This is a genomic window from Streptomyces sp. NPDC002754 (assembly GCF_053592315.1).
Map to the genome: position 1 here is coordinate 334,061 of NZ_JBSFVM010000002.1, position 14,409 is coordinate 348,469.

The following is a 14,409-nucleotide window of genomic DNA, read 5'->3' on the forward strand; positions in this document are numbered from 1 at the left end:
AAGCACACCGTGGGCCGCGCCTAAGGAGGCGCGGCCCACGAACATGCGGCACTCTCCCGATGTGCCGCACCCCCCTGGGAGACGAAAGTCGAGTCATCGCGGAGAACGCTCCGCGAGAACCGCAGAAATCGTCACCAGGGAGACGCAATGTTCGAGTACGAACTGCACCAGCTCCGCTCCGCAGAACTCATCGAGCAGGCCGAGCGCTTCCGCCTCGCACGCTTCGCCCATTCGCAGGCCAAGGCCCGCCGTGCGGAGCGCCGGGGCAGCCGGCAGGACAGCCAGGACGCCGAGAGGCCGGTGACCACCCGCCGGATCCGCCGGCGGCGCGCCCCGCACACCGCGTGAGCGCGCCCGCCGTGGCCGGCGGCGCGGAAACCACGGGCCCGCTGTCAGACCCGTGTGCCATCCTCAGCGATGTGGAGACCAGGTCCGTCAGCCCGGTGTTCGTCGGTCGCGCCGATGAGCTGGGCGTACTGAACAAGGCCCTTGCGCGGGCCGAGGCCGCCGAGCCGCAGGCGCTGCTGCTCGGCGGCGAGGCCGGCGTGGGCAAGACGCGCCTCGTCGAGGAGTTCGGCGCGGCCGCCCGCGAGCGGGGCGCCGTCGTGGTCACCGGCGGTTGCGTCGAGATCGGCGCCGACGGACTGCCGTTCGCGCCGTTCTCCACCGCCCTGCGCGCCCTGCGCCGCACACTGCCCGCCGAGGTGGACGCGGCGGTCGCGGGCCGCGAGGACGAACTGGCCCGGCTGCTCCCGGAGTTGGGAGACCAGGAAGGCCGGGGCTTCGACGGGCGCGGGGACGACAGCGCCATGGCCCGCCTCTTCGAACTCACCGCGCGGCTCCTGGAGCGCGTCGCCGCCGAGCGCACCCTCGTCGTCATCCTCGAGGACCTGCACTGGGCGGACGCCTCCACCCGCCACCTGCTCACCTACCTGTTCCGTACGCTGCGCAGCGGCCGCCTCGCCGTCATCGCCAGCTACCGCGCGGACGACGTGCACCGCCGCCACCCCCTGCGCCCCCTCCTCGCCGAACTCGACCGGCTGCGCACCGTCACCCGCATCGAGCTCGGCCGCCTCAGCCGGGACGAGGTGGCCCGCCAGATCGCCGGAATCATGGCCGCGGAACCCGAGCCCGCCGACGTGGACAACATCTTCCGCCGCTCCGACGGCAACGCGTTCTTCGTCGAGGAACTCGCCGTGTCCGCCGCCGAGGGCTGCGCCACGGGCCTGACGGACTCGCTGCGCGACGTCCTGCTCGTCCGCGTCGAATCGCTGCCCGAGTCCGCCCAGCGCGTCGCCCGGATCTGCGCGGAGGGCGGCTCCACGGTCGAGTATCCGCTGCTCGCGGCCGTCGCAGGGCTCGGCGAGGACGAGCTGATCGAGGCGCTGCGCGCGGCCGTCGGCGCGAACATCCTGCTCGCCTCGCCGGACGGGGACGGCTACCGGTTCCGCCACTCCCTGGTCCGCGAGGCCGTCAGCGACGACCTGCTGCCCGGCGAGCGCTCCCGCCTCAACCGCCGCTACGCCGAGGCCCTGGAGGCCGGGCCGACGCTGGTGCCCGCCGACGCGCGCGTGACACGCCTCGCCAGCTACTGGTACCACGCCCACGATGCGGCGAAGGCCCTGCCCGCCGTCCTCGACGCCTCCGTGGCGGCCCGCCGCCGGCACGCGTACTCCGAGCAACTGCGCCTTCTCGAGCGGGCGATGGAGCTGTGGGACGGCGCGCCGCAGGAGATCCGCTCGGCGCTGCGCATGGGCGACTACGCCATCGCCTTCAACTCCTGCGGCTGCGACCCCGCCGCGACCCCGCTCGACTACCTCGACCTGCTGTCCGAGGCCGCCGCCGCGGGGCGGCTGTGCGGTGAGCGGGAGCGCGCCCTGAAGATCGGCAAGCGGGGGATCCGCATCCTGGAGGAGAGCGGGAAGGCGGATCCCTTGCGGGCCGCGTGGTTCCACATCCAGAACTCCAAGATCGTCTCCCATATCGGCCGCGGCGACGGCTGGGACGAGATCGCCACGGCCCAGGAGCTCGTCCGGGGCCTCCCGCCGTCCGCCGTGCACGCCGAGGTCCTGGCGAACGTGGCGGCTTGGGGCATGCTGCACAGCCCCGGTGCCCAGACCCTCGCCGCCGCCGAGCGAGCCGTCGAGTACGCGCGCATGGTCGACGACGCGGAGGAGGTCGAACTCCACGCGCGTCTCGTCCGCGGCGGACTCCTCGTGGACGCGGGCGCCATCGAGGAGGGCTTCGCCGAGATGTACGCGGTTCGCGAGCGCTCCTTGGCGCAAGGGATGACTGCCCGCCTCATCAACGTCAATGTCAACCTGCCCTCCCACCTGGAGGGCGTCGGGCGTTCCACCGAAGCCGCGCGCATCTGCGAAGAGGCCATCGTCCTGTGCCGTCGCTACGGCCTCAGCGACAACAAGGGCTGGGTCCGCTCCAATCTGGCCGAGTCCCTCGTCTCGCTCGGCCGCTGGGACGAAGCGGTCGAGATGGCCGATTGGGTGAGCCGCCGCTTCGGACTCAGCGACAAGCCACGCGGCACCGCGTGCGCGCACCTCGCGGTGATCGCACTCGGCCGCGGCGCCCTTCAGGAAGCGGCCGACCATCTTGCCGCGGCCAACGGGTACTACGGCGCACACGACCCGCAGCCCCAGTACACGCTGCCCCGCACCCACCTCGCCGTCGCGCTCGCCGCCGCCCAGGGCCGCCTCCTGGACGCCCGCGCCGAGCTCGACCGGCTGATCACGGCGGGGCTGCCACCCTCCATGCACCGCTACCTGTGGCCCCTCCTACGTACCGCCGCCGCGGCCGAGGCCGATGCCCGGGGGCTGCCCGCCGCCGACGCCGGGCGCGCCGGGGCGATCGCCCGGATCCGGGACGCCGCCAAGCGGCAGGCCACCGCGGTCCCCGTCTGGCGGGCCCATGAGCAGTGGGTGCGCGCCGAGCTCCTGCGCGCGGAGGGCCGCGACACCGCCGCCGACTGGTCCGCCACGGCCACCGCGTTCGAGCTCCTCGACCGCCCGCACGATCTGGCCCGCGTCCGGCTCCGCCTCGCGGAGTCCCTGGTCGCGCGGGGTGCGGACGACGACCGGGACCGCGCCACCGAACTGCTCCGGCTCGCCGGGGCCGTCGCCGAGCACCTGGGCGCGCGCCCGCTCGCCGAATCCGTCGCACTGCTCGCCCAGCGTGCCCGGCTGGCCCTGACCCGCGATGTGCCGCGGCAGAGCGCTCCGGCCGACCCGGCGCAGGAGTTCGGCCTCACGAGCCGCGAGCGGGACGTGCTGCGCCTGGTCGCGGCGGGCCGCAGCAACCGGCAGATAGCCGAGGAGCTGTTCATCTCGCCGAAGACGGCCAGCGTCCACGTCTCCAACATCCTCGGGAAGCTGGGCGTCGCGGGCCGCGGCGAGGCGGCGGCCCTGGCCCACCGCCTGCACCTCGTCCCGGCGGAAAAGGCTCCCGTACGCTGAGAGGGAGGGCCCGCCCGGCCGGTCCCCGCCACTTGGAGGCGCCGTGTTCAACATGTTCGAGGAGCTGTTCTCGCCCGGCCGCAAGCACACCAACGACGAACGCAAGCGCCTGGAGCTCACCCGCACCGACACGAACGACGGCGACCCCGGCCGCGGCCCAATAGACCTCACATCCGGCAAGGTCGTCATCCGCCCGCCGGATCAAGCCCCTGCGGCGATTGAGCAGCCTCCTTCAACCCCCAGCGCCGATTGAGCCATTCAAGCCCCTGCGGCGATTGAGCAGGTCTTTTGAGCCCCGCTCTTGGACGAGAGCCCGCGGGGTCCGGGGCAGAGCCCCGAGTCCGCAACGACGGCGCCGCTCCACCGGCCGACGACCTCAGCCCACCTTCAGCTCCAGGATCCTGTCGTCCCCCGCCCCCGGCGTCCCCCTCGTATCCGTCTCACTCGTCACGAGCCACAACTTGTCCCCACCCGCCGCCACCACAGTCCGCAACCGCCCGTACTTCCCCTCCAGAAACGCCGTCGGCTCATGCGCCGCCTTCGCCCCGTCGAGCGGAATCCGCCACAGCCGCTCACCGCGCAGCCCGGCCATCCAGATCGACCCCTTCGCGTACGCGATCCCACTGGGCGAGGCGTCCGACGTGTGCCACTGGGCGATCGGGTCGTGGTACTTCTCGCCGCCCCCCTTGCCCTCGGCGTCGGGCCACCCGTAGTTGTCACCCGCCACGATGTGGTTCAGCTCGTCCCAGGTGTCCTGCCCGAACTCCGACGCCCAGAGCCGCTTGTCCTCGTCCCAGGCCAGACCCTGCACATTGCGGTGCCCGTACGAGTACACGGGGGAGTCGCCGAAGGGGTTGCCCGGCGCCGGCTCGCCCTCCGCGGTCAGTCGCAGGATCTTGCCGCCCGTCGACTTCTTGTCCTGCGCCAGCGGCTTGTCGTACGTCTCCCCGGTCCCCACGTACAGCAGCTTGTCCGGGCCGAACGCGATCCGCCCGCCGTTGTGGTTCGTGCCCTTGGGGATGCCGCGGAACACGGTGTCGGGGGCGCCCAACTGCTCACCGGACGGCTTCTTCTCGTCGTAACCCATCCGCACGACACGGTTGTCCGACTCCGTCGTGAAGTACGCATAAACCATGTGGTCGGAGGCGTACGAGGGGGAGAGCGCGAGGCCGAGGAGCCCGCCCTCGCCCTCGGGCGCGACGCCGGGCACCTCGCCGAGCACGGTCTTCTTCCCGGTCTTCGTGTCGACACGCGTGATCGTCCCCTCGTCGCGGGACGAGACGAGCAGGCCGCCACCACCGGGCAGCTCGGCGAGCCCCCACGGCGACTTGAGGCCGTCCGTGACGGTCCGCTCGACGCTCACCGAGCCCTTCGCCGGAGGTACGTCCCCCTTGGGGGACGAGGAGCCGCCCGCACCGCTCTCGCTCGGCGCGGACGCCGAGTCCTTGCTCGGCGAAGGGGAACCGTCACCGGAGGAGCACCCGGCCGTGAACAGGAGTGCGGCACAGGCGGTGACGGCCAACGCGGGCCGCACAGCTGGACGTTGCACGATCACGATCAGGTCCCTTCGACACGAAGCTCTGCCGTTCACACACCGCTCTACCGTTCAAACACCTCGCACGCCGCCGAGGTTCCCGAACCCGGCACCTGAACCCGGTACCCGAACCCGGTCGCTCAGTCCCAGGACCCCTGCGCCGCCGGAAGACCCGCGAGCTCCGCGAAGTCCTCGGCGGTGAGCCGCAGTTCCGCGGACGCCGCGTTCTCCAGTGCCCAGCGTTCCTGTTTGGCGCCCGGCACCGGCACCACGCCCTCACCTTGCGCCGCCACCCAGGCGAGCGCCACCTGGGCCGGTGTCACGCGCTCCCCGTGCCGCGCGGCGATCCGGCGCAGGCCCGCCACGAACGGCTGGTTCGCCGCCATCATCTCGGCGGTGAAACGGGGGTGGCGGGCGCGCAGATCGTCCGGCTCGAAGCCCCCACCGGTGGTGAGCGTGCCGGTCAGGAACCCGCTGCCCAGCGGCATCGCGGCGAGGAACCCGACGCCGCGCGCCGCGCACCACGGCAGCAGCGCCCCGAGCGCCTCCGGCGACCACACCGACAGCTCGGCCATGACCGCGCTCACCGGGAACACCTGCTGCACCCGCTCCAACCGGCGGATCGTTCCGGCATGCCGTGCGGCCCGGCCACCGCGCCGCGAGCCCCGCGCGTCCACGGCACAGAAGCCCAGCGAGCGCACCTTGCCCGCGCTCACGAGCTCCGCCATCGCGCCCCACGTCTCCTCGACGGGAACCTCGGGGTCCTCGCGGTGCAGTTGGTACAGGTCGATGACGTCGGTCTGCAGGCGCCGCAGCGACGCGTCACAGGCCCGCTTCACGTAGCCGGGCCTGCCGTTGGCGACGATGTGCTGCTCGCCGACGAGCAGCCCCACCTTCGTCGACACGAAGGCGTCCGCCCGCCGTTCCTTGAGCACACGGCCGAGCAGCAGCTCATTGGTGAAGGGCCCGTACATGTCCGCGGTGTCGACCAGGCTGCAGCCCCGGTCCAGGGCGGTGTGCAGGGTGCGCAGGGACTCCTCGCCGCGCTGCCGCGAGCCCGTGTACGCCCAGCTCATCGGCATGCAGCCGATGCCGACGGCACCCACGTCGAGGCCCGTCGCGCCGATCGCCTTGCGCGCGCCACCTTGCTTCACGTGCCCGTGACCCTCCCCAGGACCTGCCTGGCCCCTCGTGCTGAGGTCCCCAACCTAACCTCTGTCCCTTCACGCGACTGACATAGCCTCCTGACCATGACTGGTGATGTGTGGCTGCCCTTCCGCGCCGACGAGATCCCGGGCCTCCCGCAGGGGCTCGACTACCGTTTCTGGAACGGTGAACCCGACTTCCCCGCGGACCCCGCCGACTGCGCCTACTACGTCGTCCCCTACATGAAGCCGCCGGGCATCGGCGTCCGCCCGATGCCCGAGATGACGTCCGTACGCGCCGTGCAGACGCTCTCCGCGGGCGTCGACCACGTACAGGGCGGGCTGAAGTACCTGCGTCCCGGCGTCCAGTTGTGCAATGCGCGCGGTGTGCACGACGCAAGCACCGCCGAGCTCGCGCTCACCCTGATCCTCGCCTCCCTGCGCGGCATCCCCGACTTCGTCCGCGGCCAGGACCGCGGCGAGTGGCGCGGCGGATTCCGGCCCGCGCTCGCCGACAAGCACGTCCTCATCGTGGGGTACGGCGCCATCGGCGGTGCCATCGAGGACCGGCTCACGCCGTTCGAGGTCGCGCGGGTGACACGCGTCGCGCGCTCCGCCCGTACAACGGAGCGCGGGCCCGTGCGCCCGCTCACCGAGCTTCCGGAACTGCTGCCGCAGGCCGATGTCGTGATCATGGTGACCCCGCTCACCGAGGACACCCGCGGCCTCGTGAACGCCGAGTTGCTCGCGCGTCTCAAGGACGGTGCGCTGCTCGTGAACGTCGGCCGCGGCCCGGTCGTCGACACCAAGGCCCTCCTCGCGGAGCTGGAGACGGGCCGCATCACCGCGGCCCTCGACGTCACCGATCCCGAACCGCTGCCCCAGGAGCACCCGTTGTGGCAGGCTCCAGGGGTGCTCATCTCGCCGCACGTGGGCGGCCCCACATCCGCCTTCCTGCCGCGGGCCAAGCGCCTCCTCGCTGCTCAGCTCACGCGGTTCGCGGCGGGGGATCCGCTCGAGAACGTCGTACTCACTATCGACGGAAGCGGCGACTGACACCCGGTCACCTCGCGACTCTGCACACCCACAGACCTCGCGAACCACACCGGCCCCACGGGTAACTCCCGTAGGGCCGCATGCCGTTCGTCGGGCACGCTGTGCGCCCGCTTGAATGCGCCCCGTGCCCGCCCCGCGCCCGCATCGTGCCTGGTCGTCACGGAGAGTAGAGGAACTATGTCCCTGAGTGACGAGACTGGTGTATCGTCCCGACTGGGGCAGCGCCGTGCCAGCACGCGGCGCCGGGGAAGAGTGACGGACTGCGAGGGGGGCGACGGGCGATGCACGGCCTATGGGCGAACGATCCGACTCGGCGGGGCCGTCGACGGCGGTCCTGTGCGATGACCCGCGCGACGATGCGGGGCCGAAGTCCCGGCTGCCGCAGGGCACATGTGCATCGGACGGGCCCTCGCGGCGGCCGCAGAAGGCATCAGCAGGCCCGGCAGGGGAAAGCGGACATGGGGGCCGCCCGGTGGACCGGGGCGGCCCGGTGAGTACGCACCCCACGCCGACGACGGCACTGGGCGCCTCGATGTACTCCGGCGGCCAGGCCCCCGCCCGAGCCCCTGAACGGGGTGGCACGGGACTCCAGTTGCTCCTCGCCCTGGTGTGCGCCGGCTTCGTGGTGGGGTCCGCGTTCGGCTGGGGATCCGACCGGCTCGCCCTGATCATGGGGGACTTCGGCCTGAGCCTCGCGGCGGCGATCGCCGCCGTATCGAATTTCGTGTACGCGCGCAGCAGGCGCAGCCGCTTTCGACCCGCCTGGCTCCTGTTCTCGTTCTCCTCGCTCATGGCCAGCCTCGGTAACGGGGTGTGGGGCTGGTACGAGGTCGTCCTGCGCGAGCCGGTGCCGTCGCCGAGCCTCGCCGACCTGTTCTTCCTCTGCTTCGCGCCGCCCGCCATCATCGGCCTGCTCGTCCTCGCCCGGCGGCCCGTCACCAAGGCCGGCTGGATCTGCCTCGCGCTCGACGCCTGGCTGATCGCCGGCTCCCTGATCACCCTCTCCTGGAGCCTCGCCCTCGCGCACACCGCCGAGTTCGAGGGGCAGAGCGTCACCCGCACCGCGCTCTCCCTGGCGTACCCGCTGCTCGACATCGCCCTGGTCAGCATGGTGCTCGCGCTGCACTTCCGGCGTTCTCCCGGCGATCGCAAGGCGGTGAACACCGCGATCGGCGCGCTCGCCGTCACGGTGATGTGCGACGCACTGTTCACCTCGCCCCTGCTGCACGCCAGTTACCGCTCGGGCGAGATCCTGGACGCCGGCTGGTTCGCCGGTTCGCTGCTGCTCGCGTACGCGCCGTGGGTGGGAGAGCGGCGCGGCGTGCGCGAGGACGACTCCCCGCCCGGATCCGGCGGCCGCTACCAGGTCAGCTACACCCGCCCGATCTCCGGCTCGCTCGCCGCGCTCACCCCGTATCTGGCCGCCGCCGTCTGTACGTTGGGCATTCTCTACAACGTGCTGGACGGGCATCGGGTGGATCGCGTCGTGCTCTTCACGGCCTGCACCGTCGTCCTGGCGCTCGTCATGCGCCAGGGCATCATGCTGCTCGACAACATCACGCTCACCCGGGAGCTGGCGCAGAAGGAGAACCACTTCCGCTCCCTGGTCCAGGGCTCCAGCGACGTCATCATGATCGCGGCGCCGAACGGGACGCTGAGATACGTCAGCCCGGCCGCCGCGGGCGTCTACGGGCGGGACGCCGAGGACCTCGTAGGCTCCGAACTCGCGTCGATCATCCACCCCGAGGACCTCGGGCGTGTGATGCACGAGGTGCGCAGATTCCTCGCCGCGAGCCAGATCGAGGAGCCCACTACGCGCATCGAATGCCGCTTCCGGTCCGGCACGGGCACCTGGCTGAACGTGGAGTCGACGGTCAACCGGCACCACGGCGGCCTGATCCTCAACAGCCGGGACGTGACCGAAAGGGTGCGCCTCCAGGCCCAGTTGCAGCACAACGCGGAGCACGACCCACTTACCGACCTGCCCAACAGGTCGCTGTTCACCAAGCGGGTCGGACAGGCCCTCGCCGGTCGCCGGGCAGGCGACCTGGGCACCGCCGTGCTCTTCATCGACCTCGACGGCTTCAAGCAGGTCAACGACACGATCGGCCACCAGGCGGGCGACGAACTGCTCGTCCAGGCGGCGAGAAGGCTGGCCGAATCCGTGCGCGCCTCGGACACCGCGGCCCGGCTGGGCGGTGACGAGTTCGCGGCGCTGATCGTCGGAGACGGAGGGCGCGACCACACCGCGAGGGAACAGCAGATCTACGAGCTGGCCGACCGGCTCAGAATCACCCTGTCCCAGCCGTACTCGATCGACGGGCACGACGATGTGCGGGTCGCCGCTTCCATCGGAGTCGCCTTCGCCGAGCCGGACATCGGGGCAGGAGAGCTGCTGCGCAACGCCGACCTGGCGATGTACCGGGCGAAGGCGGCAGGCAAGGGCCGCGTCGAGCTGTACGCGCCGCAGATGCAGGCCGATGTCGTACGCAAGGCGGAGCTGGCGACAAGGCTGCGATCGGCGCTGCACGAGGGCGAGTTCGCGCTGCTCCACCAGCCGATCGTCTCGCTCGACGACGGCCGGATCACGGCGGTCGCCGCGCAGGCCCGATGGCGCAGCGCGCAGGGCATCCTGTTCACGCCCGCCGAGTTCCTGCGGGTGGCCGACGACAGCGAGCGCACCGCGGAGCTCGGCCGCTGGATGCTGGAGGAGGCCGTCGAGCAGGCCGCCGAGCGCGGGCACAGCGGGCACGGGACGCCGGTCGCCGTGCGGATCAGCGCCGGCCGGCTCCTCGACCGGGCCATGCCGCTCGGCTCGATAGAAGCGCTCCTCACCCGGCACGGGCTGCCCTCGGGCGCGCTCGTGATCGAGCTGGCGGACAGCGACCCCAGAGTCCCGCTGGACGAGCTGGAGCGGCGTCTGACGGCCCTGCGCCGCCTCGGCGTCCGGATCGCGCTGGACGGCTTCGGCAGCGGCTACGCGGCCATCACGGCGCTGCGCCGCCTCCCCGTCGACGTACTGAAGTTGGACCGCTCGCTGATCGAGGGCGTCGTCGAGTCCGCGCGGCTGCACAAGATCACCAGCGGGCTGCTGCGGATCGCGGGCGACCTCGGGCTCAACTCCGTGGCGGACGGTGTGGACCTGCCCGAGCAGGTCGCGGCGCTGCGCTCGATGGGGTGCACGCACGGGCAGGGCATGGCGTTCTCCGGGCCCCTCGACGAGTACCGGCTGCGCCGCGCCCTCACCTCGGGGGAGTATCCGGTCCCCAGGGGCCCCGCCGAGCCGGTGTTCGCGGGCTTCACCACCCTGCGCTCACATAATGAGACGCCCGTCCCACCCACTTGACACGCCCTACGCGCCGGGGGGAGGGTCAGTGCCATGCGCACCCGAATTCTCGTACTTGGAAAGCGCGTCGGCTGAAGCTGGGACCACTGGTTCGAACACCGGAAACCCAGCGACCGCACCCGGCGCGCTCCCCTCGCTTGCCTCACGGCACGAGGGGTTTTTTGTTGCACTGGTGCCGGTTCAGATCCGCCGCCCACCGCCCGACACACACGTAAGACCCTGCAGAACCCTCGCAAAAACCCTCAGCATCGAGAAGAGAATGCCGATGACCGAGCAGGCCACCGGGGCCAGCCAGCCGCAGCCGCGGCCCCGTTCCGGAGGACAGCAGTCCGCCCCCGTCGAGCGCGTCACGGGTGCGAAGTCCCTCATTCGCTCGCTTGAGGAGGTCGGGGTCGACACCGTATTCGGCATCCCCGGCGGCACGATCCTTCCCGCGTACGACCCGATGATGGACTCGAGCCGGGTGCGCCACGTGCTCGTCCGTCACGAGCAGGGTGCGGGCCACGCGGCCACCGGTTACGCGCAGGCCACCGGCAAGGTCGGTGTCTGCATGGCCACGTCGGGCCCGGGTGCCACCAACCTGGTGACGCCGATCGCCGACGCGATGATGGACTCGGTGCCGCTCGTCGCGATCACCGGCCAGGTCGTCTCCAAGGCGATCGGCACGGACGCCTTCCAGGAGGCGGACATCGTCGGCATCACCATGCCGATCACCAAGCACAGCTTCCTGGTCACGAAGGCCGAGGACATCCCGAAGGCGATCGCCGAGGCGTTCCACATCGCGGCCACCGGCCGCCCGGGCCCCGTCCTCGTGGACATCCCGAAGGACATCCTCCAGGCGCAGACGACGTTCTCCTGGCCGCCGCAGCAGGACCTGCCCGGCTACCGCCCGGTGATCAAGCCGCACGCCAAGCAGATCCGCGAGGCCGCGAAGCTGATCACGAATGCGAAGCGGCCCGTCCTCTACGTCGGCGGCGGCGTCCTCAAGGCAGGGGCCACCGCCGAGCTCAAGATGCTCGCCGAGCTCACCGGAGCGCCCGTCACCACCACCCTGATGGCGCTCGGCGCATTCCCCGACAGCCACCCGCTGCACGTGGGAATGCCGGGCATGCACGGTGCGGTCACCGCCGTCACCGCGCTGCAGAAGGCCGACCTGATCGTCGCCCTCGGAGCCCGCTTCGACGACCGCGTCACCGGCAACCTGGACAGCTTCGCCCCGTTCGCGAAGGTCGTGCACGCGGACATCGACCCGGCGGAGATCGGCAAGAACCGCGCCGCCGACGTGCCGATCGTCGGGGACGCCCGCGAGGTCATCGCCGACCTCATCCAGGCGGTCCAGAAGGAGCACAGCGACGGTCACACGGGCGACTACAGCGCCTGGTGGAACGACCTCAGCCGCTGGCGCGAGACCTACCCGCTCGGCTACGACCAGCCCGCGGACGGCTCGCTCTCCCCGCAGCAGGTCATCGAGCGCATCGGCCAACTCGCCCCCGAGGACACGATCTTCGCGGCGGGCGTCGGCCAGCACCAGATGTGGGCCGCGCACTACATCCAGTACGAGAAGCCGGCGACCTGGCTGAACTCGGGCGGCGCCGGAACCATGGGCTACTCGGTGCCCGCCGCGATGGGTGCCAAGGCCGGCGCGCCGGACCAGCCGGTCTGGGCGATCGACGGCGACGGCTGCTTCCAGATGACCAATCAGGAGCTCACCACCTGCGCCCTGAACAACATCCCGATCAAGGTCGCCATCATCAACAACGGCGCCCTCGGGATGGTCCGCCAGTGGCAGACGCTGTTCTACAACCAGCGCTACTCGAACACCGTGCTGCACGCGGGCCCGGACGGCGAGACCCCGCCCAACAAGGGCACTCGCGTCCCGGACTTCGTGAAGCTGAGCGAGGCCATGGGCTGCTACGCCATCCGCTGTGAGCGCCCCGAGGACCTCGACAAGTGCATCGAGGAGGCGAACTCGATCAACGACCGCCCGGTCGTGGTCGACTTCATCGTCCACGAGGACGCCATGGTGTGGCCGATGGTCGCCGCCGGCACCTCCAACGACGAGATCATGGCCGCTCGGGACGTCCGTCCCGACTTCGGCGACGGCGAAGACGACTGAGCGACGACGAGACGTAGAGAGAGACCAAGAGATATGTCCAAGCACACACTCTCCGTCCTGGTCGAGAACAAGCCCGGTGTCCTCGCCCGGATCACCGCCCTCTTCTCGCGCCGCGGCTTCAACATCGACTCGCTCGCCGTCGGCGTCACCGAGCACCCCGACATCTCGCGCATCACCATTGTCGTGAATGTCGAAAAGCTCCCGCTCGAACAGGTCACGAAGCAGCTCAACAAGCTGGTCAACGTCCTGAAGATCGTCGAGCTGGAGCCCGACGCGGCCGTGGCCCGCGAGCTGGTGCTCGCCAAGGTCCGTGCCGACAACGAGACGCGCTCGCAGATCGTCGAGATCGTCCAGCTGTTCCGCGCCAAGACCGTGGACGTCTCCCCGGAGGCCGTCACCATCGAGGCCACCGGCTCCAGCGACAAGCTCGAGGCGATGCTCAAGATGCTGGAACCCTTCGGCATCAAGGAGCTCGTCCAGTCGGGCACCATCGCGGTCGGCCGCGGCTCGCGCTCCATCACCGACCGGAGCCTGCGGGCACTCGACCGCTCCGCGTAGCTCGCATAGCGAGACCCCTCAACCTTCTTTCCGCACCCCGCCGTACGGTGGGACGCAACACCAGCACACCAAGGAGAACCCCAGTGGCCGAGCTGTTCTACGACGACGATGCCGACCTGTCCATCATCCAGAACCGCAAGGTCGCGGTGATCGGCTACGGCTCCCAGGGCCACGCCCACGCGCTCTCGCTCCGCGACTCGGGTGTCGACGTGCGTGTCGGTCTGCACGAGGGCTCCAAGTCCAAGGCCAAGGCCGAGGAGCAGGGCCTGCGCGTCGTCACGCCGTCCGAGGCCGCGGCCGAGGCCGACGTCATCATGATCCTGGTCCCGGACCCGATCCAGGGCAAGGTCTACGAGGAGACCATCGCCCCGAACCTGAAGGACGGCGACGCGCTGTTCTTCGGCCACGGTCTGAACATCCGCTACGGCTTCATCAAGCCGCCGGAGGGTGTCGACGTCTGCATGGTCGCCCCCAAGGGCCCGGGCCACCTCGTGCGCCGTCAGTACGAGGAGGGTCGCGGCGTTCCGTGCATCGCGGCCGTCGAGCAGGACGCCACGGGCAAGGGCTTCGAGCTCGCCCTCTCCTACGCGAAGGGCATCGGCGGCACCCGCGCCGGCGTCATCAAGACGACCTTCACCGAGGAGACCGAGACCGACCTCTTCGGTGAGCAGGCCGTTCTCTGTGGTGGCACGGCCGCGCTGGTCAAGGCCGGTTTCGAGACGCTGACCGAGGCCGGCTACCAGCCGGAGATCGCGTACTTCGAGTGCCTGCACGAGCTGAAGCTCATCGTCGACCTCATGTACGAGGGCGGCCTGGAGAAGATGCGCTGGTCGGTCTCCGAGACCGCCGAGTGGGGCGACTACGTGAGCGGCCCGCGGATCATCACGGACGCCACCAAGGCCGAGATGAAGAAGATCCTCGCCGAGATCCAGGACGGCACGTTCGCCAAGAACTGGATGGACGAGTACCACGGCGGTCTGAAGAAGTACAACGAGTACAAGAAGCAGGACGAGGACAGCCTCCTGGCGACCACGGGCGCGGAGCTCCGCAAGCTCATGAGCTGGGTGAACGACGAGGAGGCGTAAGCCTCCGGACAACGGGCCGCGGCCGCTGCCGCGGCCCGTTGTCCATTCCGTCCAGCCTCGGACGGGTGATCCTTCCGAGGAGGCGTAAGAGGCTCTCCTCGG

Annotated in this window: 10 protein-coding genes; 8 read left to right on the forward strand and 2 right to left on the reverse strand. The window is 70.9% G+C overall.

Annotated features, from left to right (window positions below; translation table 11 throughout):
* The first annotated feature begins 147 nt into the window (after nt 1-147).
* From ACWD2L_RS08940 to ACWD2L_RS08950, 3 genes are read left to right on the forward strand one after another with little or no spacing between them, the layout of a single operon-like run.
* The gene (locus ACWD2L_RS08940; RefSeq protein WP_351335425.1) at nt 148-348 is read left to right on the forward strand and encodes a hypothetical protein; all 201 of its coding nucleotides are present in this window, start codon (nt 148-150) and stop codon (nt 346-348) included.
* A gap of 11 nt (nt 349-359) precedes the next feature.
* Complete coding sequence (locus tag ACWD2L_RS08945; protein ID WP_451188183.1) at nt 360-3,467, forward strand: helix-turn-helix transcriptional regulator; 3,108 nt, start codon at nt 360-362, stop codon at nt 3,465-3,467.
* 43 nt (nt 3,468-3,510) lie between these two features.
* Entirely contained in the window at nt 3,511-3,720 is a 210-nt protein-coding gene (locus tag ACWD2L_RS08950) for a DUF6191 domain-containing protein (RefSeq protein WP_351335429.1), read from the forward strand.
* Between the two features lie 123 nt (nt 3,721-3,843).
* Here the strand turns inward: ACWD2L_RS08950 and ACWD2L_RS08955 are convergent, their stop codons facing one another.
* Both ACWD2L_RS08955 and ACWD2L_RS08960 read right to left on the reverse strand, forming a co-directional pair.
* Nucleotides 3,844-5,022: a PQQ-dependent sugar dehydrogenase gene (locus ACWD2L_RS08955; protein WP_351335432.1), complete on the reverse strand. Its 1,179-nt coding sequence runs from the start codon at nt 5,020-5,022 to the stop codon at nt 3,844-3,846.
* Nucleotides 5,023-5,141: 119 nt separating this feature from the next.
* Nucleotides 5,142-6,155, reverse strand: coding sequence for an aldo/keto reductase (locus ACWD2L_RS08960; protein WP_351335435.1), 1,014 nt, complete (start codon nt 6,153-6,155; stop codon nt 5,142-5,144).
* A 96-nt stretch (nt 6,156-6,251) separates the two neighbouring features.
* Here ACWD2L_RS08960 and ACWD2L_RS08965 point away from each other — a divergent pair, with 96 nt between their 5' ends.
* The 5 genes from ACWD2L_RS08965 to ilvC all read left to right on the forward strand — a co-directional run bounded on the left by ACWD2L_RS08965 (nt 6,252) and on the right by ilvC (nt 14,307).
* Complete coding sequence (locus ACWD2L_RS08965) at nt 6,252-7,202, forward strand: 2-hydroxyacid dehydrogenase (RefSeq protein WP_351335438.1); 951 nt, start codon at nt 6,252-6,254, stop codon at nt 7,200-7,202.
* A 490-nt stretch (nt 7,203-7,692) separates the two neighbouring features.
* Nucleotides 7,693-10,548 (forward strand): putative bifunctional diguanylate cyclase/phosphodiesterase, encoded by a 2,856-nt coding sequence (locus ACWD2L_RS08970; RefSeq protein ID WP_351335441.1) that lies wholly within the window; start codon nt 7,693-7,695, stop codon nt 10,546-10,548.
* 265 nt (nt 10,549-10,813) lie between these two features.
* Nucleotides 10,814-12,664 carry an acetolactate synthase large subunit gene (locus ACWD2L_RS08975; RefSeq protein ID WP_351335444.1) on the forward strand — a complete coding sequence of 617 codons (1,851 nt, stop codon included), beginning with the start codon at nt 10,814-10,816 and terminating at the stop codon, nt 12,662-12,664.
* Nucleotides 12,665-12,697: 33 nt separating this feature from the next.
* Entirely contained in the window at nt 12,698-13,222 is a 525-nt protein-coding gene (gene ilvN, locus ACWD2L_RS08980; protein WP_351335447.1) for an acetolactate synthase small subunit, read from the forward strand.
* An 83-nt stretch (nt 13,223-13,305) separates the two neighbouring features.
* Nucleotides 13,306-14,307 carry a ketol-acid reductoisomerase gene (gene ilvC, locus ACWD2L_RS08985; RefSeq protein ID WP_351335450.1) on the forward strand — a complete coding sequence of 334 codons (1,002 nt, stop codon included), beginning with the start codon at nt 13,306-13,308 and terminating at the stop codon, nt 14,305-14,307.
* The last annotated feature ends 102 nt before the right edge of the window (nt 14,308-14,409 follow it).

What these genes read in the sequence shown, in the direction of transcription:
- ACWD2L_RS08965 (WP_351335438.1), top strand. Translation starts at nt 6,252, where the DNA reads ATGACTGGTGATGTGTGGCTGCCCTTCCGCGCCGACGAGATCCCGGGC.
- ilvN (WP_351335447.1), top strand. Translation starts at nt 12,698, where the DNA reads ATGTCCAAGCACACACTCTCCGTCCTGGTCGAGAACAAGCCCGGTGTC.
- ACWD2L_RS08975 (WP_351335444.1), top strand. Translation starts at nt 10,814, where the DNA reads ATGACCGAGCAGGCCACCGGGGCCAGCCAGCCGCAGCCGCGGCCCCGT.
- ACWD2L_RS08940 (WP_351335425.1), top strand. Translation starts at nt 148, where the DNA reads ATGTTCGAGTACGAACTGCACCAGCTCCGCTCCGCAGAACTCATCGAG.